The 26,689-nt window shown below is 68.6% G+C and carries 24 protein-coding genes; 10 read left to right on the top strand and 14 right to left on the bottom strand.

Features of this window, described 5'->3' with window-relative positions; genetic code table 11:
* The 4 genes from RKE40_RS19910 to RKE40_RS19895 form a co-directional block, all read right to left on the bottom strand.
* The coding region (locus tag RKE40_RS19910; RefSeq protein ID WP_316019956.1) for a DNA translocase FtsK 4TM domain-containing protein at window positions 1–739 on the bottom strand (739 nt) is incomplete at its 3' end.
* A 208-nt stretch (window positions 740–947) separates the two neighbouring features.
* A complete protein-coding gene (locus RKE40_RS19905) occupies window positions 948–2,294 on the bottom strand; it encodes an ammonium transporter (RefSeq protein ID WP_390893457.1) in 1,347 nt (448 codons plus the stop codon).
* Between the two features lie 29 nt (window positions 2,295–2,323).
* Window positions 2,324–2,662 carry a P-II family nitrogen regulator gene (locus RKE40_RS19900; protein WP_316019955.1) on the bottom strand — a complete coding sequence of 113 codons (339 nt, stop codon included), beginning with the start codon at window positions 2,660–2,662 and terminating at the stop codon, window positions 2,324–2,326.
* Between the two features lie 298 nt (window positions 2,663–2,960).
* Window positions 2,961–3,827 (bottom strand): acyl-CoA thioesterase, encoded by an 867-nt coding sequence (locus tag RKE40_RS19895; RefSeq protein ID WP_316019954.1) that lies wholly within the window; start codon window positions 3,825–3,827, stop codon window positions 2,961–2,963.
* 150 nt (window positions 3,828–3,977) lie between these two features.
* Between RKE40_RS19895 and RKE40_RS19890 the strand changes: the two genes are divergently transcribed.
* On the top strand, window positions 3,978–5,231 hold the full coding sequence (locus RKE40_RS19890) for a ubiquinone biosynthesis hydroxylase (RefSeq protein WP_316019953.1): 1,254 nt from the start codon (window positions 3,978–3,980) through the stop codon (window positions 5,229–5,231).
* A gap of 48 nt (window positions 5,232–5,279) precedes the next feature.
* Here RKE40_RS19890 and RKE40_RS19885 read toward each other — a convergent pair whose 3' ends face one another.
* Both RKE40_RS19885 and RKE40_RS19880 read right to left on the bottom strand, forming a co-directional pair.
* Entirely contained in the window at window positions 5,280–5,492 is a 213-nt protein-coding gene (locus tag RKE40_RS19885) for a Trm112 family protein (RefSeq protein WP_316019952.1), read from the bottom strand.
* A 12-nt stretch (window positions 5,493–5,504) separates the two neighbouring features.
* Window positions 5,505–10,346 (bottom strand): NAD-glutamate dehydrogenase, encoded by a 4,842-nt coding sequence (locus tag RKE40_RS19880; protein ID WP_316019951.1) that lies wholly within the window; start codon window positions 10,344–10,346, stop codon window positions 5,505–5,507.
* A 178-nt stretch (window positions 10,347–10,524) separates the two neighbouring features.
* Here RKE40_RS19880 and RKE40_RS19875 point away from each other — a divergent pair, with 178 nt between their 5' ends.
* Entirely contained in the window at window positions 10,525–11,118 is a 594-nt protein-coding gene (locus RKE40_RS19875) for a peroxidase-related enzyme (protein ID WP_390893458.1), read from the top strand.
* A gap of 346 nt (window positions 11,119–11,464) precedes the next feature.
* Window positions 11,465–11,833, top strand: coding sequence for a DUF2794 domain-containing protein (locus tag RKE40_RS19870; RefSeq protein WP_066473614.1), 369 nt, complete (start codon window positions 11,465–11,467; stop codon window positions 11,831–11,833).
* A 228-nt stretch (window positions 11,834–12,061) separates the two neighbouring features.
* On the opposite strand, the gene RKE40_RS19865 is transcribed toward RKE40_RS19870, so the two are convergent.
* From RKE40_RS19865 to RKE40_RS19855, 3 genes are all read right to left on the bottom strand, one after another.
* Complete coding sequence (locus tag RKE40_RS19865) at window positions 12,062–12,835, bottom strand: Bax inhibitor-1/YccA family protein (RefSeq protein ID WP_316019950.1); 774 nt, start codon at window positions 12,833–12,835, stop codon at window positions 12,062–12,064.
* 220 nt (window positions 12,836–13,055) lie between these two features.
* Window positions 13,056–15,650, bottom strand: coding sequence for an ABC transporter permease (locus tag RKE40_RS19860; RefSeq protein ID WP_316019949.1), 2,595 nt, complete (start codon window positions 15,648–15,650; stop codon window positions 13,056–13,058).
* Window positions 15,651–15,652: 2 nt separating this feature from the next.
* Window positions 15,653–16,372 carry an ABC transporter ATP-binding protein gene (locus RKE40_RS19855; RefSeq protein WP_316019948.1) on the bottom strand — a complete coding sequence of 240 codons (720 nt, stop codon included), beginning with the start codon at window positions 16,370–16,372 and terminating at the stop codon, window positions 15,653–15,655.
* Window positions 16,373–16,565: 193 nt separating this feature from the next.
* On the opposite strand from RKE40_RS19855, the gene RKE40_RS19850 reads away from it, so the two are divergent.
* The 4 genes from RKE40_RS19850 (at window position 16,566) to RKE40_RS19835 (ending at window position 19,408) form a co-directional block, all read left to right on the top strand.
* The gene (locus RKE40_RS19850) at window positions 16,566–17,159 is read left to right on the top strand and encodes an arylesterase (RefSeq protein ID WP_316019947.1); all 594 of its coding nucleotides are present in this window, start codon (window positions 16,566–16,568) and stop codon (window positions 17,157–17,159) included.
* Between the two features lie 73 nt (window positions 17,160–17,232).
* The gene (locus RKE40_RS19845) at window positions 17,233–18,288 is read left to right on the top strand and encodes an aldo/keto reductase (protein ID WP_316019946.1); all 1,056 of its coding nucleotides are present in this window, start codon (window positions 17,233–17,235) and stop codon (window positions 18,286–18,288) included.
* Window positions 18,289–18,525: 237 nt separating this feature from the next.
* Window positions 18,526–19,104 (top strand): RNA 2',3'-cyclic phosphodiesterase, encoded by a 579-nt coding sequence (thpR, locus tag RKE40_RS19840; RefSeq protein ID WP_316019945.1) that lies wholly within the window; start codon window positions 18,526–18,528, stop codon window positions 19,102–19,104.
* Window positions 19,105–19,108: 4 nt separating this feature from the next.
* Window positions 19,109–19,408 carry a 4a-hydroxytetrahydrobiopterin dehydratase gene (locus tag RKE40_RS19835; RefSeq protein ID WP_316019944.1) on the top strand — a complete coding sequence of 100 codons (300 nt, stop codon included), beginning with the start codon at window positions 19,109–19,111 and terminating at the stop codon, window positions 19,406–19,408.
* Between the two features lie 13 nt (window positions 19,409–19,421).
* On the opposite strand, the gene RKE40_RS19830 is transcribed toward RKE40_RS19835, so the two are convergent.
* The 3 genes from RKE40_RS19830 to RKE40_RS19820 all read right to left on the bottom strand — a co-directional run bounded on the left by RKE40_RS19830 (window position 19,422) and on the right by RKE40_RS19820 (window position 22,027).
* Window positions 19,422–20,582, bottom strand: coding sequence for a GNAT family N-acetyltransferase (locus RKE40_RS19830; protein WP_316019943.1), 1,161 nt, complete (start codon window positions 20,580–20,582; stop codon window positions 19,422–19,424).
* Window positions 20,583–20,603: 21 nt separating this feature from the next.
* Entirely contained in the window at window positions 20,604–21,257 is a 654-nt protein-coding gene (locus RKE40_RS19825) for a DUF6875 domain-containing protein (RefSeq protein ID WP_316019942.1), read from the bottom strand.
* A gap of 89 nt (window positions 21,258–21,346) precedes the next feature.
* A complete protein-coding gene (locus RKE40_RS19820; RefSeq protein WP_316019958.1) occupies window positions 21,347–22,027 on the bottom strand; it encodes an RluA family pseudouridine synthase in 681 nt (226 codons plus the stop codon).
* Between the two features lie 164 nt (window positions 22,028–22,191).
* Here RKE40_RS19820 and ftsY point away from each other — a divergent pair, with 164 nt between their 5' ends.
* Window positions 22,192–23,406 (top strand): signal recognition particle-docking protein FtsY, encoded by a 1,215-nt coding sequence (ftsY, locus tag RKE40_RS19815; RefSeq protein ID WP_316019941.1) that lies wholly within the window; start codon window positions 22,192–22,194, stop codon window positions 23,404–23,406.
* On the top strand, window positions 23,403–24,035 hold the full coding sequence (locus tag RKE40_RS19810; protein WP_316019940.1) for a septation protein A: 633 nt from the start codon (window positions 23,403–23,405) through the stop codon (window positions 24,033–24,035). The genes ftsY and RKE40_RS19810 overlap by 4 nt, the downstream gene beginning before the upstream one ends.
* Window positions 24,036–24,104: 69 nt before the next feature.
* Here RKE40_RS19810 and RKE40_RS19805 read toward each other — a convergent pair whose 3' ends face one another.
* On the bottom strand, window positions 24,105–24,890 hold the full coding sequence (locus tag RKE40_RS19805) for an SDR family NAD(P)-dependent oxidoreductase (RefSeq protein ID WP_316019939.1): 786 nt from the start codon (window positions 24,888–24,890) through the stop codon (window positions 24,105–24,107).
* Window positions 24,891–25,049: 159 nt separating this feature from the next.
* Between RKE40_RS19805 and RKE40_RS19800 the strand changes: the two genes are divergently transcribed.
* Window positions 25,050–25,430 carry a YkvA family protein gene (locus RKE40_RS19800; protein ID WP_316019938.1) on the top strand — a complete coding sequence of 127 codons (381 nt, stop codon included), beginning with the start codon at window positions 25,050–25,052 and terminating at the stop codon, window positions 25,428–25,430.
* A 117-nt stretch (window positions 25,431–25,547) separates the two neighbouring features.
* Here the strand turns inward: RKE40_RS19800 and RKE40_RS19795 are convergent, their stop codons facing one another.
* Window positions 25,548–26,519, bottom strand: a complete 972-nt coding sequence (locus RKE40_RS19795) for an NADPH:quinone oxidoreductase family protein (RefSeq protein ID WP_316019937.1) — start codon at window positions 26,517–26,519, stop codon at window positions 25,548–25,550.
* Window positions 26,520–26,689 lie beyond the last annotated feature (170 nt).

Genomic DNA, 26,689 nt, shown 5'->3' with positions numbered 1-26,689 from the left:
CCAGGGAGGGCGGCTGCGGCAGGCGGCGCAGGATCGCGCCCCGCAACGCCATCGCGCCATGGGCAAGCCAACCGACCAGGATCACGCCGAAGCCCGGCTCATCGTCGCGGCGGTCGTCGGTATCGGACCAGGCGGCATCGTCCTCGTCGGTCTCGGGGTCCTCGTCCACGACGAAGCCGAAGCCGGCCGCGGCCGTGACGGCAAGGATGGCGATGCCGGCATAGACGAAGGCAACGAGCCCGCCGAGCGCCGTGCCGGAAATGCCGACGAGATTGCGGGTGCCGTGCAGCAGGGCATCACCGATAACGCCGCCCATGCCGGTCGGCAGTGGCCAGCGCGGCGTCGCCGGTAGGGCGCTCGCGACCGCCGCAGTGGCGACGACGCCGGCGACCCAGAGGGCGAGCTTGAGGGCGCTGCGATCGAAGAGATGGACGCGGATCAGCCTGAGCGACCAGAGCAGCGGCGGCAGCAGCAAGGCAATGACGCCGAGTCCGATCAGCTGCATGGCGAGGTCGGCGACCATGGCGCCCGGCCGGCCGAGCAGGTTCTGGACCGCGCCGCGGGTGGCGTTGTTGAGGCTGGGATCGTCGACCGACCACGTCGCCAGCGAGATGGCGACCGCGGCGGTCAGCGCGAGCAGCGCGAGGCCGCCGATCTCGGCCGCCCGGCGCGAGAGGAAGTCGCGAACGGGATCGGGCAAGCGGTCGATCAGCGAGGAGGAGCGTCGGATCGTGCGCATGCGGGCGGGCCGTGATTCCGGATGTCTGGAAAGGCGATGGCCGCCGGCCCCGCCCTCGAAACAGCAGGTTAGGAAGGCGAGGTTAAGACCCGCTTAACCTTGCGCGCCGGAGCGGGGCGGCAACGGGCAATCACCACCGCAACCAGCAAAAAAGCCCCGGCGGTGACCCGCCGGGGCGCTGTTTCATGTGGAACGCGGCAGGGCCGGGTCACATGTTGTAGGCGCGCTCGCCATGCTCGGCGATGTCGAGACCCTCGCGCTCCTGCTCGGAGGTGACGCGCAGGCCGATGACGGCGTCGACGATCTTGAACAGGACGAAGGAGCCGATGCCGCACCAGACGACGGCGACGAGAACGGCGACGGTCTGCTTCCAGACCTGCGCGCCCATCGCGTAGTCGGCGACGCCGACGCCGCCCAGCGCCGGCGAGACGAAGATGCCGGTGCCGATCGAGCCGATGATGCCGGCGACGCCATGGATGCCGAACACGTCGAGCGAATCGTCATAGCCGAGCGCGTTCTTGATCGTGGTGCAGAAGAAGAAGCAGACCACGCCGCAGATCGCGCCGAGCACGATGGCGCCCATCGGGCCGACCAGCCCAGCCGCCGGAGTGACGGCGACGAGGCCGGCGATGATGCCCGAAAGCATACCGAGCAGCGAGGGCTTGCCCTTGATCATCCACTCGATGAAGAGCCAGCCGAGCGCGGCGCCGGCGGTGGCGGTCAGGGTGTTGATCATGGCGAGCGCAGCGCCGGCCGTCGCCTCGAGGTTCGAGCCCGCGTTGAAGCCGAACCAGCCGACCCAGAGCAGCGAGGTGCCGATGAAGGTCATGGTCAGCGAATGCGGCGACATCAGCTCCTTGCCGTAGCCGATGCGCTTGCCGAGGACGAGCGCGCCGACCAGCGCGGCGATGCCAGCATTGATGTGAACGACCGTGCCGCCGGCGAAATCGAGCGCGCCGAGGGAGAACAGATAGCCTTCGCTGAACCAGACCATGTGGGCCATGGGGAAGTAGACGAAGCCGCTCCAGAGCACGACGAAGAGCAGCAGTGCCGAGAACTTCATGCGCTCGACCAGGCCGCCGACGATCAGGGCCGGGGTGATGATCGCGAAGGTCATCTGGAAGCAGATGAAGACGTATTCGGGGATGACCACGCCCTTGGTGAAGGTGTCGGTCGTGGTCTCGGTGCTGACGCCGGCGAGGAAGGCCTTCGAGAAGCCGCCGATGAAGCTGGTCAGCGAGCCGCCGCCGGTGAAGGCGAGGCTGTAGCCGTAGACCACCCAGATGATGATCATGATCGCGGCGGTGGCGGTGATGTGGCTCATCACCGAGAGCATGTTCTTGCTGCGCGCGAGGCCGCCATAGAACAGGGCGAGGCCCGGCAGGGTCATCATCAGCACGAGCAGCGAGGACACCAGCATCCATGCGGTGTCGCCCTTATTGGCGACTGCTGCGGCGGCCGGAGCGGCGGGCGGGGTCTGCGCCAGTGCCGCGACGGTGCCCGCCGCGAGCGCCATCCCGACCATCCCGGCCCGGGTGAGGGTCTTGAAATTCATCGTCAAACTCCTGGACGAAAGGTCTGGGATCAAAGGGCGTCGCCGTCGGTCTCGCCGGTGCGGATGCGCACGGCCTTCTCGATCGGCGAAACGAAGATCTTGCCGTCGCCGATCTGGCCGGTGCGGGCCGCGGCGGTGATCGCCTCGATCACCTGCGGGACGAGCTCGTCGGTAACCGCGACCTCGATCTTGATCTTGGGCAGGAAGCTCACGGCGTATTCGGCACCGCGATAGATCTCGGTATGGCCCTTCTGGCGGCCATAGCCCTTCACTTCGGTCACGGTCAGGCCGTGCACGCCGATGGAGGTGAGCCCGTCGCGCACCTCCTCCAGCTTGAACGGCTTGATGACGGCCATCACGATCTTCATGGCTGGGTTACCCCCGGTTGCGCTGCCGGGAGCGAAGATCCGGCGAGCTCGTTAGCGCCGCGCGGGGCAGAAGAGCTCCGCGCACGTCGCCTTTCGCCAATCAAGCCGCGTGCCAACTGCCGGACTGCCCTCAGGAGAGGCAATGCCGCGATTCCGCCACGATCCGCGGAGGCGGAACGGCCGGATATGCCTAGAAATTAGGCTGATGCGAGAAAACAAGGCGGGTGCCCGCCGCCGACCGCCCGTCGGCTACTGCGCCACCGGACGTGGCGGGAACCCCGCTTTCTCGGAAGGCGGTCTAGGACCGATCGGGCCGGGGCCGGATCAGGCCTTCCTGCGCCACCGAGGCGACGAGCCGGCGCTGCCGGTCGAAGATCAGCCCGCGCGAAAAGCCTCTCGCGCCGGAGGTCGAGGGACTGTCCTGGGCATAGAGCAACCAGTCATCGGCCCGGAACGGGCGATGGAACCAGAGCGCATGGTCGAGGCTGGCACCCTGGATGCGGTTGTCGAAGACGGTGGTGCCGTGGGCGATCAGGCTGGAATCGAGCAGCATCAGATCCGAAGCGTAGGCGAGCACGCTCTGGTGGATCGCCGGCTCGTCCGGCAGCGGCTTCACGGCCCGGATCCAGACGTTGAAGCGAGGCTCCCGTTTCGAGTCGTCGCCATAGCGATCGAACTCGACCGGCCGGATCTCGATCGGCCGCTCGCGCTGATAATAGGCACGCACGGCCGCCGGCATGTGCGGCAGGATGTCCCGCGCCATGCCGTCCCGATCCGGCAGATCCTCCGGCATCGGCACGTCCGGCATCGGCATCTGATGCTCGTAGCCTTCTTCCTCGACCTGGAAGGAGGCCGACATGGCGAAGATCGCCGCGCCGTTCTGCAAGGCCAACACCCGCCTTGTGGTGAAGGAGCGGCCGTCGCGCAGGCGGTCGACCTCGTAGATGATCGGCGTCTCCGGATCGCCCGGCAGCAGGAAATAGGCGTGCAGCGAGTGCGGCTGGCGCTCCTCGACGGTCTTGCAGGCGGCATAGAGCGCCTGGCCGATGACCTGGCCGCCGAAGACCCGCTGCCAGCCGACGCGGGGGCTGCGACCCTGGAACCGGTTGTTTCCGAGATCCTCCAGGTCGAGGATCGAGGTCAGGCTGTCGGGGACGCTGTTCATCGGCGGCGGTTCTTGATCGGGCTGGCTTGCGGCAGGCTTTGCAGGGACGAGGCTTGCAGCCCGGCCGGGCGGCGGGCAAGACGATAGCAGCATCAGCAACGAGCCGCCGGCCAGCGTCAAGCGCCGCGGCTCCGGCAGGCGGAGAACGGGATGGACCGGAACCCGGAAGGCGCGCAGTCGCGCATCGTGATCGCCGGCGGCGGCATCGCCGGGATGACGCTGGCACTGGCGGTGAAGCAGGCGCTCGGTGCGGCGTTCGACGTCATGCTGGTCGATCCCGTCGTGGCGGCAAGGCCGCGCATCGACAACCGGGCCTATGCCGTCGCCGCCGCGGCGCGCAACATGCTCGACGCGCTCGGCGTCTGGAAACAGGTCGAGCCCTCCGCTGCGCCGATGATGGAAATGCAGATCACCGATAGTCGCACCTCCGATGTGGTGCGGCCGGTCTTCCTGACCTTCGAGGGCGAGGCCGAGCCCGGCCAGCCTTTCGCGCATATGGTCGAGAACGGCGCGCTGGTCGCGGCGCTGCTGCAGGCGGCGAAGGCGGCCGGGGTCACGCTGCGCGCCGAAGGGGTGCGCTCGGGCGACTGCGTCGATGGCGGGCCGATGCAGGTCGCGCTCACCGGCGGCGAGACGGTGCAGGCCGCGCTCCTTGTCGCGGCCGACGGGGCGCGTTCGAAGCTGCGCGAGAAGGCCGGGATCGGCTGGGTCGGCTGGTCCTATCCGCAGTCGGGCATCGTCGCGACGATCGGTCATGAGCGGCCGCATGGCGGCCTCGCCGTCGAGCATTTCCTGCCATCCGGCCCCTTCGCCATGCTGCCCCTGCCCGATGGCGGCCGGCTCGGACACCGCTCCTCGATCGTCTGGACCGAGCGCAGCGAGAATGTCGAGGCGCTGCTCTCGCTCGACGAGGCCGACCTGCTCGCCGAGATCGAGCGTCGCTTCGGCCTGCAGCTCGGCGAGATCGCGCTGGAGAGCCGGGTCAGTGCGCATCCCTTGTCCTTCGGCATGGCGCGCAGCTTCGTCGGCGAGCGGCTGGCGCTGCTCGGCGACGCCGCGCATGTCATCCACCCGATCGCCGGGCAGGGGCTCAATCTCGGCCTGAAGGATGTCGCGGCGCTGGCCGAGACGATCGTCGATGCGGCCCGGCTCGGGCTCGACCCCGGCGCCGCGGACGTGCTCGAGGCCTATGAGAAGGCGCGGCGCTTCGACACGGTGGCGATGGGCGTCGTCACCGACGGGCTGAACCGGCTGTTCTCGAACGATTCGACGCCGCTGCGCCTGATGCGCGATCTCGGCCTCGGCGTGGTCGAGCGCCTGCCGGGGCTGAAGCGGATGTTCATCCGCGAGGCGGCAGGGCTTTCCGCCGAGGCGCCTCGCCTGCTGCGCGGGGAGATGCTGTAGCGGCGGAACCCTTCTCCCCGAGCAGGGGAAGGAACGGCACTACCGTCCCTACCCCTCGATCTGCCGCGCCTCTTCCGGCAGCATGATCGGAATTCCGTTGCGGATCGGATAGGCGAGCTTGGCAGCGCGGCTGATCAGCTCCTGCCGCGCGGCGTCGTATTCCAGCGTCGCCTTGCTGATCGGGCAGACCAGGATCTCCAGCAGCTTGGGGTCGATGCGGGGCGCCGCCGTGGCAACCCCGGACTTGGTTTCGGTGCTCATTGCAGATCTCCGTCAGGCTGACCGGCGCGGCAGATCGGCCAGCATGCCGGCCGCGACCATCAGCTTTGGCAAAGACAGGCCCGACATGGCAATGGCCGAAACGGTGGCGCGGGTGCGCTCGGCCTCCGGGCTGCGCAGTTCGAGCCAGCCCTGAAGCGCCTCCGGCCCGCTGGCGCCGGCGGCGATCTCCTGCGTCAGCCCGGCATGGGCATCGGTCAGGGTCTCGACCGCGCGCTGGCGCGCCATGCGCTCGTAATCGTCGGTGGCGGGCACGCTCGCCGCGGCGGTAGCGAGCGCCGAGAGCCCGAAGACCGAATCGGCAGCGAAATGAATGCGCGCGACCTCGATGATGTCACCGCCGCTGCGGCCGGCAATGTCGACGATGTCGGTCGCCTGCGCCAGCCAGGGCAGGCTGGCGACGCTGGTGGCGAGCGCCTCGGGCACCTGCTCGGCGATCAGGGTCGCGATGGCGGCGGTGCGGGCCTGCGCAGCCGCTTCCGGCAGTATGGTCGGCAGGGCGGCTGCGAGCGCTGCGACGCCTTTCGCGTAATGCGCGACGGTCTGCTCGATGGCGCCCGGCCTGGCGACGCCGCGGCGCAGGAACCAGCGCATGCGGTCGACGACCAGTTCCTGGATCGCGCCGTAGAGCCCGAGCTGGGTCTTGCCGGGAATCTTCGCATCGAGCGCGTCGATGCCGGCATTGAGGCCGATCAGGTCGAAGGTGTCGCGCGCGATGGCGTAGGCCGCCGCGATCTCCGGCGCCTCGGCGCGGGTCTGGTCGGCCAGCATGGTGACGATCGCCGGGCCGCCGCGGTTGACAATGGCATTGGCGAGTTGGGTCGCGACGATCTCGCGACGCAGCTTATGCCCGGCGATTTCGGCCCCGTAATGATCGCGCAGCGGCTGCGGGAAATAGCGCACGAGCTCGCTGGCGAGATAGGGATCGTCCGGCACCGCCGATTCGAGCAGCGAATCGTGCAGAGCAAGCTTGGCATAGGCCAGCAGCACGGCGAGCTCGGGCCGGGTCAGGCCCTCGCCACGCTTCTCGCGCTCGATCAGGGCGGCGTCCGGCGGCAGGTACTCGACCGTGCGGTCGAGCCGGCCCTCGCGCTCGAGCTGGACCATCAGCCGGCGCAGATGCGGTGTCGCGGCGATGCCCTGGTTCTGCGTCAGCGACAGCGCCAGGGACTGCAGATAGTTGTTGCGCAGGACGAGCAGGCCGACTTCGTCGGTCATCTCGGCGAGCAGCTTGTTGCGGTCCGTGTCGGAAAGGCGGCCGCTGCTCACCGCTCCGGCGAGCGCGATCTTGATGTTGACCTCGACGTCGGAGGTGTTGACTCCGGCGGAGTTGTCGATCGCGTCGGTGTTGAGCCGGACGCCCTGACGCGCCGCCTCGATGCGGCCGCGCTGGGTCATGCCGAGATTGGCGCCCTCGCCCACCACCCTGGCGCGAAGCTCGGCGCCGGCGATGCGGATCGCGTCATTGGCGCGGTCGCCGACCTGGGCGTCGCTCTCCTCGCCGGCGCGGATATAGGTGCCGATGCCACCGAACCAGAGCAGGTCGACCGGCGCCTTCAGGATCGCCGTCATCAGCTCGGCCGGGGTCGCCTGGGCCTTGTCGAAGCCGAGCACGGCGCGGATCTCGGGCGAAAGCGCAATGCTCTTGGCCTGGCGCGAGAATACGCCGCCGCCCTTCGAAATCAGGGCCTTGTCGTAATCCTGCCAGGAGGAGCGCGGCAGGGCGAACAGCCGCTGGCGCTCGGCGAGGCTGGTCGCGGGATCCGGATCGGGATCGAGGAAGATGTCGCGATGGTCGAAGGCGGCGACGAGCCGGGTCGCCGGCGAGAGCAGCATGCCGTTGCCGAAGACGTCGCCCGACATGTCGCCGACGCCGGCGACCGTGAACGGCGTCGTCTGGATATCGATGTCGATCTCGCGGAAATGGCGCTTCACCGCCTCCCAGGCGCCGCGGGCGGTGATGCCCATGCCCTTGTGATCGTAGCCTTGCGAGCCGCCCGAGGCGAAGGCATCGCCGAGCCAGTGATGCTTCTCGGCCGAAAGCGCGTTGGCGGTGTCGGAGAAGGTCGCGGTGCCCTTGTCGGCGGCGACGACGAGATAGGGATCGTCGCCATCGTGCCGGACGGTGTCGGCCGGCGGCACCACGGTCTCGCCATCGAGATTATCGGTGAGCTCGAGCAGGGTGCGCACGAAGATTCGGTAGCTCTCGGTGCCCTCGGCCAGCCAGGCCTGGCGGTCGGAGGCCGGGGGCAGCAGTTTTGGCACGAAGCCGCCCTTGGCGCCGACCGGCACGATGACGGCGTTCTTGACCTGCTGCGCCTTGACCAGGCCAAGCACCTCGGTGCGGAAATCCTGCGGCCTGTCCGACCAGCGCAGGCCGCCGCGGGCGACCTTGCCGAAGCGCATATGCACGCCCTCGACGCGCGGCGAGTAGACGAAGATCTCGTAGAGCGGACGCGGCAGCGGCATGCCGTCGACCTGGCCCGAGGCGAATTTGAACGAGATCGTGCCGCGCGGATGGCCGTCGGCGCCGATCTGGAAGAAGTTGGTGCGCAGGATCGCGTCGATCAGGTTGACGAGGCGGCGCAGGATCCGGTCCTCGTCGAGGCTGGTGACGTCGGAGAGGGCCGCCTCGATGCGCTCGCGCTCTTCGGCCATGCCGCTCTGGCGCGCCGCCTCGGTGAGGCGCGGGTCGAACTTGGCGGCGAAGAGCTTAACCAGCATCGCGGCGATGCCGGGATGGCGGGCGAGCGCGTCGGCGATGTAGTCCTGCGCGTAGGGCGCGCCGACCTGGCGCAGATAGCGCCCGAGCGCGCGCAGCAGCGCCGCCTCGCGCCAGGCGAGGCCGGCGGCGAGCACGAGCTGGTCGAAGCGGTCGGATTCGCTGAAGCCGCGGAACTGCGCCATCAGCGCCGCCTCGATCGTCGGATCGAGCCGTTCGATGTCGATGGCGCTGCCATCGGCGCGTTCCAGCGTCATGTCATGCAGCCAGACGCGGGCCTCGGCGCCGTTTTCTCCTGCTTGCGGCTTGATGTTGAAGGTGCGCTCGTTGACGACGCGGAAGCCCATGTTCTCCAGCATCGGCACGCGTTCGGAGAGGGTGATCGCGGCGTCGCGGGAGAAGAGCTTGAGATTGGCGCGGGTCGCGCCGTCGCCCTCGCGGCGGTAGAGATTGACCGCTCGCGGCCGTGCGGCCGAGAGCTTCTGCAGCATGTCGATGTCGATCAGCGCGTCGGCGGCGTCGTAGCGCTCGCGATAGGCAGCGCCGAACGCCTCGACATAGCGCTCGACAAGAGCGCGGGCCTTGGGACCGGCCTTCTGGGCGTCGAGCGCATCGCGCAGCCCATCCGCCCAGGTGCGGACGATCGCGCTGATCCCGGCCTCGAGGGTGGCGCGGTCGATCTTCGGGGTTTTCCCTTCGTCGCGGCCGATGATGTAGTGGGTGCGGGCGAGCGGCCCGTCGGGATAGGCCGGATAGGCGGCGGAGACGCGGCCCTGATAGATCCGGGCGAGAAATTCGCCGACGCGCCGGCGCACCGTGGTGTCGTAGCGATCCTTCGGGATGAAGACGAGGATCGAGACGAAGCGGTCGAACTCGTCGGCGCGAGCGAGGGCGCGGATGCGCGGGCGCTCGGTGAGCTGCAGGATGTCGAGGGCAAAGCGCTCCAGCGTCTCGACATCGATCTGGAAAAGCTCGTCGCGCGGATAGGCGTCGAGGACGTTGAGCAAAGCGCGGCCGGAATAGCTCGCAGCGTCGAAGCCGATGCGCTTGGCGACGCGCGCCACCTTCAGGCGCAGATAGGGGATGGCGCGGGCGCTGCCGGTATAGGCGTTCGACGTCAGCAGGCCGACGATGCGCAATTCGCCATCGAGCCGGCCATCGGCGGTGAACAGCTTGACCCCGACATAGTCGAGATGGACGCGGCGATGCACCCGGCTCTTGACGTTGGCCTTGGTGATGATCAGCGCATGCGGCTTGGCGAGGAAGGCGCGGATCTCCGGCGTCATGACGACGAGCTCGCGGTTCTTGCGGAGCACGCGGACATCGGAGTCGCGGAGGATGCCGAGGCCGGAGGAATCGATCGGGTCGGCGGCGGTGTCGCCGCCGGCGAAGCGGTAGTCCCGCACGCCGAGCAGGGTGAAATTGTCGCTGGCGATCCATTCGAGGAACTGCAGCGCTTCGGCGACCTCGTCTTCGGGCAAGGGCGGCGGGTTCGAGCGATAGGACTGGATCACCTCGGTGATGCGGCCGCGCATCGCAGCCCAGTCGTCGACGGCGAGCCCGACATCGACATAGACGCGGGCGAGCCCGGCGCTCAGCCTGTCGCGCGCGTCCTGGCTGTCGATCCGGTCGAGGTGAAGGTGGATCAGGCTCTCACGGCGCGTCCCCTCCTGGGCGCGGGCGGCGGCTTCGCCGGCGAGCGCCTCGAAACGGCCATCGGCGCTGCGCGCGACGGCGAGAATGGGATGGGCGACGAGGCGCGGCTCATAGCCCTGCTCGGCGAGCTCCGCCAGGGTCGAGTCGAGCAGGAAGGGCTTGTTGTCGTTGACGATCTCCAGGATTGTGATCTGGCGCTCGCGCCCGGCCTCGTCGACCGTCTCGTCGCGGAAGCGCAGATTGGGCTCGCCCGGCTTGCGCTTGTCGGCAAGGTGCTCATAGGCGGCTGCGGCGGCGCGGGCGAGCATCTCCGGCGAAAGCGCCGTCAGGTCCTCGGCGACGGTGCGGCCATAGAGCAGCCTGGGGAAGTCCTCCGGCATCGCCGCGCCCAGCGCGCGGGCGGAGGATTCGATGGCTGCGACTGCTGCAGCCGTGGCGTTCGCTTCACGCTTGGCCATAATCGTCTTCCCCCTGCTATTTTGCGGCAGCGATGACATAGCTCCCTTGCCGCTGCAACTTTCGTCGCATGGCAGGAGCCAGATTGCACCAATGTGGCGCAGAAGCGGCAAGTCGTGCCTGATCCGCGCGGAAATCAGCGCAAGGAGTGCAGAGATGACGAAGAAGCATGACAAGCCGATGGTGGGCGAGGCGCCGGCGAAGCAGGACGCGCCGCCCGCCGTGATGGCGCTGCCGCTGCCCCAGGCCGAGCTGTCCCAGGAGATGCAGGCCTATTTCGCCAAATGCGAGGAGAAGCTCGGCTATGTGCCGAATGTGCTGCTCGCCTACGCCCATGACGGTGCCAAGCTCGCGGCTTTCGCGGCGCTCTACAACGATCTGATGCTGGCGCCGTCCGGCCTGTCGAAGCTGGAGCGCGAGATGATCGCGGTGGCGGTGTCGAGCGTGAACCGCTGCTATTACTGCCTGACTGCCCATGGCCAGGCGGTGCGTCAGCTCTCTGGGGATCCGGTGCTCGGCGAGATGATGGTGATGAACTACCGGGCCGCCAAGCTCTCGCGCCGGCACCGCGCCATGCTGGATTTCGCGGTCAAGCTGACCGAGACGCCGCATCTGATCGAGGAAGAGGACCGGCAGGCCCTGCGTGCCGCGGGCTTCGGCGAGCGCGACCTCTGGGACATCGGCGCCGTCGCGGCCTTCTTCAACATGTCGAACCGGATGGCTTCCGCGGTCGATATGCGCCCGAATGCCGAATATCACGGGTCGGTGCGGTAGCAGGATGGCCTCTCGCAGCACAGGCAGCAGACAAGAAAAACGGCCGGCGTGACCGCCAGCCGTGAGTTGGCCTCGACTCGTTGGCCCGGCCCGCCGCAGCGCCGGAGGGGCTGGGGGGCTGACGTGTCCGGTACCGCACAGGCCGGGCCGCCGAGGCAACGAGGGGAGTTGAGACGCGCAACAGGGCAGCCGCTTGGCGCAAGCGCGGCAAAATCATGGCGATGACGATGAAGTTGATCACGGTCTTGAGCGGGCGCGCGATCCTGCTTGTCAGCGCCGGGCGGGCGGGTCATCATTCCCGGCAGATCGGAAGCGATGGCCCAACCATCGCCAGGCAGGAGTCGCGATGAGCGAGAGTGAAACTCCGCCAGCGCATCGAGCGGGCGCTGTGGTCGCCTTCCCGGGGGCGGCCGCCCCGCCCTCCGTCACCTTCGACCGGCGCGAGCTCAACGAGCTGCTCAATCTCTATGGCCGCATGGTCGCGGCCGGCGAATGGCGCGATTACGCCATCGATTTCCTGCGCGACAAGGCCCAGTTCTCGGTGTTCCGGCGCTCGAGCGAGGTTCCGCTCTACCGCATCGTCAAGGACCCGTCGCTGGCGCGGCGTCAGGGCGCCTATTCGGTGGTCAGCGCGACCGGGCTGGTGCTGAAGCGCGGCGCCGAGCTCGGCAGGGTGTTGCGGGTGCTGGACAAGCGCCTCAGCGTCGTGAGCTGAGCGGCTGTTCAGTCGGCCGCGCCCGGCATCTTCTTCATCCTCAACAGATTGGTCCAGCGAGCGTGCTCGTCGCCCACAGCGCGAGCGCTGCCGATCAGGCTGAAGCCGGCGCGCTCGCCTGCAGGCGCCGCGGGTGGCGAGGGCTGGCGTCGGAAGCGGCTGTGCAGGCAAAAGAAAAGCCCCGGCTTTGCAGCCGGGGCCCGATATCTGCGCCTGGGCGCTTGATGCTTACTCGCGGTTGCCGAACAGCGAGAGCAGCATCTGGAACATGTTGATGAAGTTCAGGTAGAGCGACAGAGCGCCGTTCACCGAGAGCTTCGCAGCCGATTCCGGGTCCAGGTTCGAGTAGAGATACATCTCCTTCAGGCGCTGGGTGTCCCAGGCGGTCAGGCCGGCGAAGACCAGCACGCCGATCACCGAGATGCCGAAGGACAGGGCGCTCGAGGCCAGGAACAGGTTCACGACCGAGGCGATCACCAGGCCGATCAGGCCCATGATCAGGAAGGAGCCCATGCCCGACAGCGACTTCTGCGTGGTGTAGCCGAACAGGCTGAGACCGCCGAAGGCCGCCGCGGTGATGAAGAACACCTTGGCGATCGACTCACCCGTGAAGACCACGAAGATCGACGACATCGACACGCCCATCACCGCCGCGAAGGCGAAGAACATGGCGCGCGCGGTCGAGGAGCTCATGCTCTCGGCCTTGAACGAGAAGAACAGGATGAAGGCCAGCGGGGCCAGCATCACGACCCACTTGAGCGGGCTGAGATAGAGCGCCTGGCCGAGCGGCGTCAGCGCGTTGACCTTGCCCGTCGGCGAGTAGCCGGCGATGGCGAGCATCGAGATGCCGATGGCGAACAGGCCGGTGATGGCCAGGCCGATCGTCATGTTGTTGTAGACGCCGAGCATGAACGAGCGCAGGCCCTGATCCATCTCGACGGCGCTGGTCTGCTGTGCGCGGCCCGCACCCCAGACCGGAGCATTGCGGTCGAAGTTGCTCATGCAGAAAGTTCCCCTGAAACCGTTGGCAAAGGCGGACATCGCCCTTGCGAAGGCCCACCATCGTCCACCTTCGTGGCGACAGTGCGGAATATGAGGGGGAATGCGCCGCCTTACAAGGGGTGGCCATGGTTAATCGGGCCGGCGCGATAGAACTGCGCCGGCGTTTCGATGCAACATTACCCTTTGTCCATGTTTACGCTGCGCCGCGGACGTGGCGAACTCATAAATTGCGTAGATGAGAAGCGGGCGCCTTCGAAAGTATCTGCAACGTCCCGATCAATCCGAACATGACAGTGACGGCGACCGCAGCAGTCGCAGCAAGAATTGCGCCCGTGGGGTCTGGAACAAACTCGATCTTCATCACTTGCGTGACGACCCCCCAGCCGGCCGCCGCGCCGGCGACGAGCCCAAAAAGGGCCGAAACGACGCCGATGCCTGCGTATTCGAGGGCGTACGACGAAAGTATGAAGCGGCGGGTGGCGCCGAGGGTCTTCAGGATCATTGCGTCGTAGAGCCGCGCCCGCTGTCCGGCCGCCAGGGCTCCGGCCAGAACCAGCAGGCTCGCCACGATGGCGAGGCTGGAGGCACCGCGAATCGCGCTGGCGAGCTGGGCGACGATGACATTCACCGCTTCCAGAGCGTCCTTGACCCGCACCGCCGTCACCGCCGGGAAGGCGATGGCGAGCTGGCGCATCAGGGCGGCGTCGCCAGTCGGAGAGGCGGCGTCGGTCACCGTCACGGTGGCGAGGTTGGTGTGCGGGGCGCCGGCGAAGGTGTTGGGCGAGAACACCATGACGAAGTTGATGCCGAGCGAGCGCCACTCGATGTTGCGGAAATTGCTGACCCGCGCGGTGATGTTGCGGCCGAGCACGTTGACGGTGAGCGTGTCGCCGAGCTTGAGCCCGAGGCCCTCGATGGCGCGGGCGTCGAAGGAGACCAGCGGCTCGCCCTTGTAGTCGGCCGGCCACCATTCGCCGGAGGCGAGGCGCGAGCCTTCCGGCATGGTCGCGGCATAGGTGATGCCACGGTCGCCCTCCAGCACCCAGGCCATCTGCTCGCTCGCCTTGATCTGTTCGGCCGGCACGCCGTTCAGGCTGGTGATGCGGCCGCGCATCATCGGCACGCGCTCGACCGCGGCGCCGGGGCGCTGCCTGGCGAGGAATTCGTCGAAGGCGCCGGCCTGGGCATTGGGGATGTCGAGGAAGAAGAAGCTCGGCGCCGTCTTCGGCAGCGACTGGGTGAGCTGGCGCGACAGGCTGACATCGATGAAGGCGAGCGCCGAGAGCAGGGCGACGCCGAGGCCGAGCGAGAGCACCAGCGAAGGCGTCAGCGCGCCGGGCCGGTAGATATTGGCGAGGGCCATCCGCAGGGACGGGCGGCGCGGTCTGGGCGTGCGCCGTGCCAGCGCCATCAGTCCCCAGGCGATCAGGCGCAGCAGCAGGAAGACCGCGCCGGCGACGCCGATATAGATCAGGGCGATGCGCCGCTCATAGGCGAAGCCGAGCGCGACGCCGCCGAGGCCGGCGAGCGCGGCGCCGAAGATGGCGAGATAGATCCAGCGCGGGCGACGCCGGTCGGGCTCGATCTGGTCGCGAAACAGCGCCGAGACTGGAACGTCATGGGCGCGGCCGAGCGGGATGATGGCGAAGACGAGCGCGGTCAGCAGGCCGTAGAGCGCGGCGATGCCGAGCTCGCCCGGCGCCAGCGTCGCCTCGAAGGGCAATGGCAGGCTGTCGGCGAGCGCATAGGCCAGGGCGAAGGGCGCGGCGGCGCCGAGCGCGAGCCCGATGGCGATGCCGAAGGCGGCGACCAGCATGACCTCGGCGAGATGGATGGTGACGACCTTGCCCCCGGTGGCGCCGAGCGCCTTCAGCGTGGCGAAGTCTAGCTTCTTGGCCTCGACGAAGCGGCGCACCGCGTTGGCGACGCCGACACCGCCGACGAGCAGGGCGGTCAGGCCGACCAGCGTCAGGAACTGGGTGAAGCGCTCGACATTGCGTTGGAAGTTCGGGGCGGCGTTGGAGCGCGAGCGGATTTCCCAGCCGGCCTGTGCCTGTTCGCGGGCGGCGTCGGCGAGGAGCTGATCGAGCGCAGCGTCGGAGGAAGCGTTCTCGGGCAGCGTCACCCGGGCGGTCCAGCGTACCAAGCTGCCGGGCTGCAACAGATCCGAGGCGCGCAGCGCCTCCTGCGAGAGCAAAAGGCGCGGGCCGAAGCCGACGCCGGCGGCGATCTTGTCCGGCTCGGAGACCAGGCTGGCGCGCAATTGCACGCGTGCCGAGCCGATCTGGACGATGTCGCCGGGCTTGAGGTCGAGCCGGCCGAAGAGCACGGGATCGGCGATGCCGCCATAGACGCCGTCGCGGGCCGCGAGCAGCTCCGCGGCGGAGCCGGCAGGATCGCTGCGCAGCTCGCCGATGGTGGGATAACTGCCGTCGACCGCCTTGATCTCGACCAGGGCCGCCCCCTTCTCGCCGGCATTGGCCATGCCGCGAAGGGTGGCGATGGTCGAGACCGTGCCATGGCGTTCGAGGAAGGCGCGCTCCTCCGGCGTCGGCTCGCGATGGATCAGGCTGAAGGCTGCGTCGCCGCCGAGAATCCGCCTGCCCTCGCGGCCGAGCCCTTCGCTGAGGCCGCGTGAGGCCGAGGAGACGGCGGCGATCGCCATGACGCCGAGCGCGAGGCAGGCGATGAAGACGCCGAAGCCGCGCAGGCCGCCGCGCAGATCGCGCCAGGCCAAGCGCAAGGCGAGCTTCAGCCCGGTGCCGCGCGGCGCGGGGACGGGGTCGGCCGCGGCCGGTTTGACGGGAGCATGCATGGTCAGGCTACCGGCGCTGTCTGCGGAGCATCGGCCGGCGTCTCGATCCGGCCGGCGCGCAGCCTGACGGTGCGGTCGCAGGCGGCGGCGAGGGAAAGGTCGTGGGTGACGAGAACCAGGGTGCCGCCGCGCTCGCGCCGCAGCCCGAAGATCAGGTCGACGATCGAGCGCCCGGTCGCCTCGTCGAGATTGCCGGTCGGCTCGTCGGCGACGAGGATCGCCGGGTCGGTCGCGACGGCGCGGGCGATGGCGACGCGTTGCTGCTCGCCGCCCGAGAGTTGGGCCGGGTAATGGTCCATGCGGTGGCCGAGGCCGACATTGCGCAGCTCGGCAGCGGCGCGCTCGAAGGCGTCGGCCGCGCCAGCGAGCTCCAGCGGCAAGGCGACGTTCTCGCGGGCCGTCATCGTCGGCACGAGGTGGAAGGACTGGAAGACGATGCCGATGCGGCGGCCGCGGAACACGGCGAGTTCATCCTCGCCGAGGGCGCCGAGATCCTGGCCGGCGACCTTGACCAGGCCGGAATCGGGACGTTCGAGCCCGGCCATGGTCATCAGCAGGGTCGACTTGCCGGAACCGGACGGGCCGGTCAGGCCAGTGGCCTGGCCCTCCGCGATCGCCAGCGAGACGCCCTTCAGGATATGGACGCGGGCGGCGCCTCGTCCCAGACTAAGCTCGACGTCGCGCAATTCGATCGCCGAGGGGCCCTGCTCGCTCACCGCCATGTTTCCGCTCTCATCCCGTCCGATGCCGCTCCCACGCGCCGCTTCCGGAGCCGAAGGAGAAAGACCCGCCATGACCGTTGCCTGCAAGGCCGGCGCCGCCACCCGATATGGGCGCTCCGGCGGCCGAATCCAGCCATTGCGCCGATTTTGGGCCGCGGCCCTGATGTTCGCCCTTGTTTTGGGTTTCCACGCCATGACCACGCCGCTCCAGGCCCAGACGCCACCGCTGAAGCTCGTCGCGCTCGGCGACAGCCTGACCGCCGGCTACAACCTGCCCGGCAGCGCCGCCTTTCCGGCCGTGCTGGAGAAGCTGCTGCGTGAGAAGGGAATTTCCGTCGAGATCGCCAATGCGGGCGTCTCCGGCGATACCTCGCAGGGTGGTCTCGAGCGGCTCGACTGGTCGGTGCCCGACGGAACGGACGGGGTCATCCTCGAACTTGGGGCGAACGATGCGCTGCGCGGCATCGACCCGGCGGTGGCGGAGAAGGCGCTTGACGCGATCGTGACCAGACTCAAGGCACGCGGCATCCCGGTGCTGCTCGCCGGCATGTATGCGCCGCGCAATCTCGGCAGCGACTATGCGACGCGCTTCGACGGCCTCTATCCGAGAATTGCCGAGAAGCACGGCCTCATCCTTTATCCGTTCTTTCTGGACGGAATCGCCGGTGACCGGGTATTGAACCAGCCCGATCTGCTGCACCCGACGGCGGAGGGCGTCCGCGTCATCGCGACGCGCATCCTCCCGACGGTGGAGCGGTTCCTCACCACCCTGCGCCCGCGCTCCTGAGCGCCGGCGCCTTCCGCCTCATCCTACCCTGTCCGCGGCGCGCCCGGCGCGTCCGTCTCCGGAGCCTTGCGTCATGGAATACCGTCAACTCGGCCGCACCGATCTCAAGGTCTCGGCGATCTGCCTGGGCACCATGACCTGGGGCCAGCAGAACACCGAGGCCGAAGGCCATGAGCAGATGGACTATGCGCTCGACCAGGGCGTGAACTTCTTCGACACGGCCGAACTCTACTCGATTCCGCCCAAGGCGGAGACGCAGGGCTCGACCGAGCGGTTCATTGGCAGCTGGTTCAAGGCGCGCGGTAATCGCGACAAGGTGATCCTCGCCTCGAAGGTGATCGGCCGCTCGGCCAATGACTGGTTCCGCGACGACAAGGGGCCGACGCGGGTCAACCGCCGGCAGATCGAGGAAGCGGTCGACAAGAGCCTGAAGCGGTTGCAGACCGACTATATCGACCTCTACCAGATCCATTTCCCCGACCGGCCGATGGCCTGGGGCTCGAACCCGACCCGCTTCGGCAAGGCGGCCTTCGAGCCGGCGGCCGACGAGACGCCGATCGCCGAGCAGCTCGACGCCTTCGCCGACCTCGTCAAGGCCGGCAAGATCCGCCATCTCGGCCTCTCCAACGAGAGCGGCTGGGGCACGATGCGCTTCCTCGCCGAGGCGCAGACGGGCGGGCGCCCGCGGGTGCAGTCGATCCAGAACGCCTACAACCTCCTGAACCGCACCTTCGAGACGGCGCTGGCCGAGATCGCGCTGCGCGAGCAGGTCGGCCTGCTCGCCTATTCGCCGCTGGCGCAGGGCTATCTGACCGGCAAGTATCTCGATGGTGCCCGCCCGGCCGGGGCGCGCTCCACCCTGTTCGCCCGCGGCCAGCGCTATGAGACTGTTGGTGCCGAGGAGGCGATCCGGGCTTATGTCTCCCTGGCGCGGGAGGCCGGGCTCGATCCCGCACAGATGGCGCTCGCCTTCGTCACTTCGCGCTGCTTCGTCACCTCCAACATCATTGGCGCGACCAGCATGGCGCAGTTGAAGACCGCGATCGGCTCGGCCGCCGTCACGCTGTCGGCCGAGCTCGAGGCGAAGATCGACGCGGTCCACCAGCGTTTTGGCAATCCCTGCCCGTAAGGGGCCGCCGAAGCGCATCGCCATCCCTGACAAGCCGCGTAAGCGACGCCGTTTCGGGATCCATCGCAGGGCTCTGGCGCTTTGCGATGGATCCCGACGCTACGCTGCGCTCCGGCCGGGATGACGATGTGGCCAAAGAGCAGCCGCTGAACCTGTCCTAAGCCGGCTTGCCGGTTGCGTCCGGCAATGCGAGGCTTCGTCTCGCCAGAGTCACAAACGCTTGGCACTGATAGAGCTATGCCGCGGCTGTTCACTGCCCTGGAGATTCCCGCCGAGGTCGCCTCGGCCCTGACGCTGCATCGCGGTGGGCTGGTCGGTGCGCGCTGGATCGAGCCCGCCGACTACCACATCACCCTGCGCTTTCTCGGCGATATCGACCGGCGCATGGCCCATGACGTCGACAGCTTCCTCCACGATGTCGAGGCACCGCCGTTGACGATCACGCTCGATCAGCTCGGCAGCTTCGGCGGCGACCGGCCGCGGGCCGTGTTCGCGCGTGTCCAGCCGACGCCGCAGCTCGGCGAATTGCAGGCTGACCTGGAACGGTTGATGCGCCGTCTCGGCCTGCCGGCCGAAGGCCGCAAGTTCATGCCCCACGTCACGCTGGCGCGCCTGCGCGATGCCTCGCCGCTCGATGTCGCGCATTACCTCGCGACCCATCCGATCGTGCGGCCGATCAGCTTCACGGCGCGGCGCGTCGCGCTGTTCTCCTCGCGCGAATCGATCGGCGGCGGTCCCTATGTGCTGGAGGCCGCCTACCCGCTTGGCCCGGCCTATCCGAACCGGCCGAGCCGCACGGCTTCCGAGCGGAGGTGAGATGATGAGCGATCGGCCCAAGCGCCTCAGCCCCGAGGCGAGGCAGGAAGCGCTGGCGGTCCTGGCCGGCTGGAAGCTGGTCGAGGGCCGCGAGGCGATCAGCCGGCGCTTCGTCTTCCGCGACTTCAGCGAGGCCTTCGGCTGGATGAGCCGGGTGGCGTTGCTGGCCGAGAAGATGGACCATCATCCGGAATGGTCGAATGTCTACAAGACGGTCGAGGTGACGCTCGCGACCCATGATGCGGGCGGGCTGACCGAGCTCGACATCCGGATGGCGCGCGCCATGGACGCGATGGCGGGCTGAGATCTGCCTTCGGTCAGCTGCCCGCCTTCAGCCAGCGCCGCACCCAGGCGGCAGGCAGTCGCTTCGCCAGGGTTTTGAAGGTCGGTCGCAGGCGCGGCAGCGCCAATTTGCAAACGAGTCGACCGCGCCAGCTCAGCGGCACGGCGAGATCGTAGACGGCGACCGTCCCGTCGGCGTGTTCGAGCTTGTAGGTGTCGGCTGGCGCGAGCAGATCGAAGACGGCGCTGCCGCGCGCCTTGGCACCGACGAAGGCCTGATGGATCAGGATTCGGCCAATGCCCTCGCGGTCGAAATCGGGGTCGCTGGCGATGACATGGCCGAAGCTGCGGCCCATGCAGTCGAAGGAGATGTCGATGCCGATCGGCGAGCCGGCGCAGGTGATGATCGACAGGCGCAGGCCGGCCTCGTCTGCCTCTTCGCCGGCGAGCGCGGCGAAGAAATCCTGGAAGCGCGGATCGGCGGCTGTCGGGGCGAGGATGCCGTGCCGTGCGAGGGCCTTGCGCTTCATCGCCACGGCCATGGTCGCCAGCGTGCGCGCCTCGGCGCCCGGTGTCAGGGCGCTGAAGCCGAGCTCGCCGCGCTCGGCGAGGCGGCGCATGCGGCGGCGGTAGTTCGAGCGTTCGCGGGCCGGATAGGCCATGCTCGGACCTTCGGCCGAGACGCGTTGTGCAAGGTCGGCGAAGGGCGCCTCCTGCCGCTGAACCAGAAGCGCCGTGCCCGGGCGGGGCAGGGCCGCATCGGCGCGCAGCTGGCGGATCTCGAAGAGATCGGCACCGAGCCGGCCGAGCGCGGCCCAGCCGGCATCGAGCCAGCGCTGCCTATCCGGACTGGGCTCGACCAGGACATCGCCGAACTGGGCGACCGGTGCTCCCATGAGTTGTACGATGTCGAGGCCGAGGCTGCGTCGGCGCACCAGCGGCCAGAGCATCACCAGCCTGCCTTCGCTTCGCCCGGCGAGGATGCTGATGCGGCTCCTTGCATCGAGATAATGGTCGCACCAATGACGCAGGAAGGCATGACGCAGGAAGAGCTGCTGCGGCATGCCGGCGCGGGAGAAAAGGGCGTCCCATTCCGGCTTCAGCGCTTCGAAGGCGGCGCGATCCGTCAGGACTTCGAGCGTGAGCGGCGCCATGACGGCATCGCCAGTGGGACGCCGGATTCCGGCCTCGGCCATCGCAGCTCTCGCCAGCACGGCTCAGGCCTGGCCGCGCAGATGCTGGATCAGGCGCCTGGCGCCGGCCAGTCTGAAATGGGCGAGGTAGGGCAGAAGCAGCAGCGGGTGGCGCACGGCAAAGGGCGCATCGTGCTCGACGAGATGGCGGATGGCGAGCACGGGCAAGGGCGAGCGCAAGGGCCGGAAGTCGGGGTTCCACAGGCCGGGCGCGTCCGACTCCGCATGCATCAGGCCGATCATCCGGCGCCGGCTGAGCGAATAGAACTTGTTCCGCTTCTGGACGCGCTGGAGCATAGCGAGGCCGGCTTCGCCGCCGCAATGCGGGAAGCCGACGATGATCGTCCGGAAATGCGCCATGCTGGGCTTGCAGGGGATTTCGTCGAGGGCGGCAAAACTGCCGCGGATCAGCGCGAAGGCGCGCTCCTCCTCGTCCGGCCCGGCCTCGCAGATCGCGAGCCGCGCCGTGTCGATGCGGGCCGCCTGGCGGGTGAAGGGGCAAACGGCGCCGGTGCGACCGAGCTCGGGATGCTCGCGCATCAGATAGCTCTCGACCCAGTCGGCGAGCGTCGCCAGCGCGGCATTCGCTTCGGGCCGGGCCGCGATCTCGGCGCGTGCCTGCGCAAAGCTCAGAAGCGCGCTGCGCACCTCAGCCGTCCTCGCCACCTGCTCCAGCATGATCCTGCGCTCCGCGCCTCTGCAACCAGCGATAGCAGGCGCGGCTTAGGGAATGGTTGACCGGACCATGGGGCAAGGCCGGACCGACGTTAGGGTTTAGGAAAGGTTTCGCCGGGGGCCCAGCCGCAGGCAGCCAGCGCTGCATGCAGATGCGGCGGTGCTGGCGCTGCGACCCGGATCGGCTCGCGCTTCGGATAGAGCGGCAGGATCAGCTCGTGGGCGTGCAGATGAAGGCCGGGGCCGCCGCTGCGCGGCGCGGTGCCGTAAATCTCGTCGCCGCGGATCGGCCAGCCGCTGGCGGCGCAATGAACCCGCAATTGGTGGGTGCGGCCGGTCAGCGGCTCCAGCGCCAGCCAGGCGAGGGGCGCCCCGTCGAGGCGGCCGCGGCCGAGCACGCGATAGCAGGTCTGCGAGGGCAGGCCGGCCGGGTCGGTCTTCATCCACCAGCCGCGATCGGGCGAGAGCTTTGCAAGGGCGAAGTCGATCAACCCCTCCTCCTCGGCCGGTTCGCCTTCGACCACGGCCCAATAGGTCTTGCCGACCCGGCCATCGCGGAACATCTGGTTGAGCTGCGCCATGGCGCGCGGATGGCGGCCGAGGACGAGACAGCCGGAGGTGTCCTTGTCGAGCCGGTGCGCGGCCTCCGGGCGGCGAGGTAGGCCGAAGCGCAGCGCGTCGAGATGATCGGTCAGCACCGGGATGACACGGCCCTTCGCCTGCGGGCCGCGATGCACCGGCAGGCCGGCCGGCTTATCGATGACGAGCATCATCGCGTCGCGGTAGAGCAGCGGAACGGGCGGCTCGGCGAACTGCTCCGCTTGCGCGACGGTTGGCGAAAGGGCTGGTTGATCGGGCTGGCTCATGGCATTGCGCTAACGAAGGCCGCAGGGCCATGCAACCGGAAGTGTCGCCGCGAGCGGCATCAGGACGAGCGATGAGCGAGACCGAACCGAAAAAGCGCGGCTTCTTTTCGAAGCTGTTCGGGCTGGACGAGAAGCCTAAGCCGCAGGAGCCGGCGGCTCCGGTCGTCGAGACCGCGCCGGTCCCGGAGCCGTCCGTCGAAGCTGTGGTAACGCCCGAACCGGAAAGCCCGGCCGAGATCGCGCCTGAGCTTCCGGCCGAGCCGGAGCCCCAGCCAGAACCCGAGGTGCTGCTCGCCCCGGAGGTGTTGCTCGGCGAGGATGCGCCGCTGCCGATCGTCGCAGCCGAGCCGGTGCAGCCGAAGCGCAGCTGGTGGCGGCGGCTGGCGGACGGATTGTCGCGGACCTCCTCGGCGCTGACCACCGGCATCGCCGACCTCTTCACCAAGCGCAAGCTCGACGCGGCAACGCTCGAGGACCTCGAAGACATCCTGATTCAGGCCGATCTCGGCCTCGCCACCGCCGCGCGCGTCGCCAAGGCGGTCGGCGAGGGGCGCTACGACAAGCAGATCGAGCCGGACGAGGTGAAGGCGATCCTGGCGCGCGAGGTCGAGGCGATCCTCACCCCCGTCGCCAGGCCGCTGGTGATCGACGCCACGAAAAAGCCGTTCGTCATCCTGATGGTCGGCGTCAACGGCTCGGGCAAGACGACGACAATCGGCAAGCTTGCGGCCAAGTTCCGGGCCGAGGGCAAGTCGGTGATGCTGGCGGCTGGCGATACGTTCCGCGCTGCGGCGATCGAGCAGCTCAAGGTCTGGGGCACCCGGACGGGTACCGAAGTGGTCGCCGGCAACCAGGGCGCCGATGCCGCCGGGCTCGCCTTCGAGGCGCTGCAGAAGGCGAAGGCCGCAGGAACCGACGTGCTGCTGATCGACACCGCCGGCCGGCTGCAGAACAAGACCGGGCTGATGGCCGAGCTCGCCAAGGTGGTGCGGGTGATCCAGAAGCTCGACGCACAGGCGCCGCATGCGGCCTTGCTCGTGCTCGACGCGACGGTCGGCCAGAATGCGGTCAGCCAGGTCGAGGCCTTCCGCGAGACGGCGGGCGTCACCGGGCTGGTGATGACCAAGCTCGACGGCACCGCCCGCGGCGGCATTCTCGTCGCGCTGGCAGCTCAGTTCGGGCTGCCGGTGCATTTCATCGGAGTCGGCGAGAGCGTCGACGATCTGGAGCCGTTCCAGGCGCGCGATTTCGCGCGCGCCGTGGCGGGATTGGGAGAGATGGCATGAGCGAAACGGCAGCGGGCGCGACGGAGGCGGGCAAGGCGAAGCCGATCAACCCGCTCCTGAAGCTGGCGCTCGAATTCGGCCCGCTCGCGATCTTCTTCTTCGCCAATTCCTATGGCGACCGGCTGTTCGGCGTCGCCTCGGACCGGCGGATCTTCGTCGCCACCGGCATCTTTATCGCCGCCTCGCTTTTGGCGCTGGCGCTGTCGAAGATCCTGATGAACCATCTGCCGCGCATGGCGATCGTCAACGCGGTGGTGGTCACTGTGTTCGGCGGCCTGACCATCGCGCTCGACGACGCCTTCTTCATCAAGGTCAAGCCGACCATCGTGAACACGCTGTTCGGCTGCGTGCTGCTGGGCGGGCTCTGGTTCGGCCGGTCCCTGCTGGCGCTGGTGCTCGACAGTGTGCTGCAGCTCGACGCGGAGGGTTGGCGCAAGCTGACGCTGCGCTGGGGGCTGTTCTTCTTCGTGCTGGCGGCGCTGAACGAGCTGGTCTGGCGGACCCAGAGCCAGGATTTCTGGGTCGCTTTCAAGGTCTGGGGCGTGATGCCGCTGACCATGATCTTTGCGCTGGCCCAGACGCCGCTGATCCTGAAGCACGAGATCAAGCGCGAGGGCGCGGCGGAGTAAAGCTTCTGCACTGTCATTCCGGGGCCTCGCAAAGCGCGGCGCCCCGGAATGAGAAGCGGGGAAGCGGCCCTATTTCGGCGCGAGGCGGATCGCGCCGTCGAGGCGGATCGCGGTGCCGTTCAGCATGTCGTTCTCCACGATGCTCTTGACCAGCGCGGCGTATTCGGCCGGCCGGCCGAGGCGCGAGGGGTGCGGCACCGAGACGGCGAGCGAAGCGCGGGCATCGTCGGGCAGGCCCGCGAACATCGGCGTCTCGAACAGGCCGGGCATGATCGTGACGATGCGGATGCCGACCCCGGCGAGGTCGCGGGCGACCGGCAGGGTCAGGCCGACGACGCCGGCCTTCGAGGCGGCATAGGCGGCCTGGCCGATCTGCCCGTCCTCGGCGGCGACCGAGGCGGTGCAGACGAAGACGCCGCGGCCGCCATCCGGCGTGACCGGATCGAGCGCCGCCAGGGCCACCGCCGATTTGGCGATCAGGCGGAAGGTGCCGGTCAGGTTGATCGCGACCGCCTTCTCGAAGGTGGCGAGGTCATGGGCGACGAGCTCGCCGGTCTCGCGCTTCTTCGAGACGACGCGGCGGCCGGGCGCGACGCCGGCGCAGTTGACGACGATGCGGGCGACGCCATGGGCGGCGCGGGATTTTTGCAGGGCAGCGTCGACCGAGGCCTCGTCGGTGACGTCGCAGGCCACGAACAGCCCGCCGATCTCCTTGGCGATCGCTTCACCACGCTCGGCGTTGAGATCGAACAGCGCGACCTTGACGCCATGGCTGGCGAGCATGCGCGCCGTGCCTTCGCCGAGACCGGAAGCGCCGCCGGTGACGATGGCGGCAAGGGACGAATCGAGCTGCATGGCGCGTTCCTCAAGCTTTTGACATTGCTGCAAGGGGTTTAGAGGCGCGATGCTCCGCCTCCAAGAGCGATTCTAGCGGCCTCCCTTGTGCACGCTTGCGGGCGGGGCCACATCTTGGCGTCGAAAGCGCGCATCATTGGCGCGCCATGGAGGAGAAAGATGAGCGAGGGTTTCAGCTTCAGCCAGCGTTTCACCGCCGAGGAGATGGCGGCGATCCGCCGGAGCCTGCGCGACGAGGAACGCTTCGGCTCGGAGCTCATTGCCCTGCTCCGGCGCGTCGCCAAGCGCATCCCCTTCGCCGAGGACGGGCTCGCCGCCTGGCTTTGCGCCCGCGACCCGGCGACGCCGCGGCGCGTGCGCTACACTCTGCTCGGCGCGCTCGGCTATTTCGTGCTGCCGATCGATGCTCTGCCCGACATCATGCCCTTCCTCGGCTTCACCGATGATGCGGCCGTGTTGGCGGCGGCGATCGCGGCGGTGGCGGGCTCGATCACCGTCGAGCACCGCGCAAGGGCGAAGAAGATTCTCGCCGAGCTCTAGAGCCGGATCTGATCGGATTGGATCGATCTGATCGGTGAATCCGTCTCTCACTTTAGGATAGAGGTCGTTTTTGCCGATCAGCTTGCTGTGCAAGCTGATCGGAACGGGCCTTGCGTCTCAGGGCGTCAGCACGATCTTGCCCTGAGCCTTGCGCTCGGCGATCAGCGCGAAGGCCTCGGCGGCGCGCTCCAGCGGGAAGGCGGCGTGGACATGGGCGCGGATCCTGCCCTCGGCCGCCCAGCCGAGCAGGCGTTCCATATTGGAGCGGTGGGCCTGGGGCTCGCGGCGGACGAAATCACCCCAGAACACGCCGCGCAGATCGCAGCCCTTGAGCAGCAACAGGTTGAGCGGCGGCCTGGGGATGGCGCCGCCGGCGAAGCCGACGACGAGATAGCGCCCGCCCCAGCCCATCGAGCGCAAGGCCGGCTCGGCGAGATCGCCGCCGACCGTGTCGTAGAGCACGGCGAGCCCATCGGGGGCGAGGCGGCGCAGTCCGAGCCGCAGATCGTCCGCGGCATAGTCTAGCCCTTCCTGCGCGCCATGCTCGCGGGCCAGAGCGAGTTTTTCCGGCGAGGAGGCGCAAGCGATGACGCGCGCGCCGAGCAGGGCGCCGATTTCGACGGCGGCAAGCCCAGCCCCGCCGGCGGCGCCGAGCACGGCGAGCGTCTCGTCCGCCTTCAGTTCGCCGCGCTGGATCAGCCCGTGCATGGCGGTGCCATAGGTGACGAAGAGTCCGGCGGCCTGCTGATCGCTGAGCCTGTCGGGAATCCGAATCGCCGCCTCGCTCGGAACCACGACGATCTCGCGCGCCGCGCCATGGCCGAGCCAGGCGGCGACCCGCTCGCCGACGCGCCAGCCGGTCACGCCCTCACCGAGCGCGCTGACGATGCCGGCGCATTCGGCCGAGGGCGAGAAGGGCAGCGCCGGCTTGACCTGGTAGCGGCCCTGGATGACCAGCGTGTCGAAGAAGTTGAGCGCCGCGGCGGTGACCTTGATCGCGATCTCGCCCGGCCCGGGCTTCGGTTGGGGCAGGTCGCGGACGACCAGGGTTTCGGCCGGGCCATGGGCCTCGCAGAGCAGCGCCTTCATCGGCAGTCGGTTCCTTCAGCAGCTTCGCTGGGCTCGCAGCTTCGATCCGCGACAAGCTGGCACGATGCGGCTGCGGGGGAAACCGCCGGGAAAGCACGGCGGATTATTCGCATTTTTGCCAGGATCATGACATTCTATGCGCCGTGGCGCGCTGGCCGGATCGCCGATCT

The sequence above is a fragment of the Allobosea rubneri genome, assembly GCF_032464875.1.
GTDB lineage: Bacteria > Pseudomonadota > Alphaproteobacteria > Rhizobiales > Beijerinckiaceae > Allobosea > Allobosea rubneri.
The sequence above is the reverse complement of the archived record's forward strand: the minus strand, read 5'-3'. Positions and strand labels throughout refer to the sequence as shown.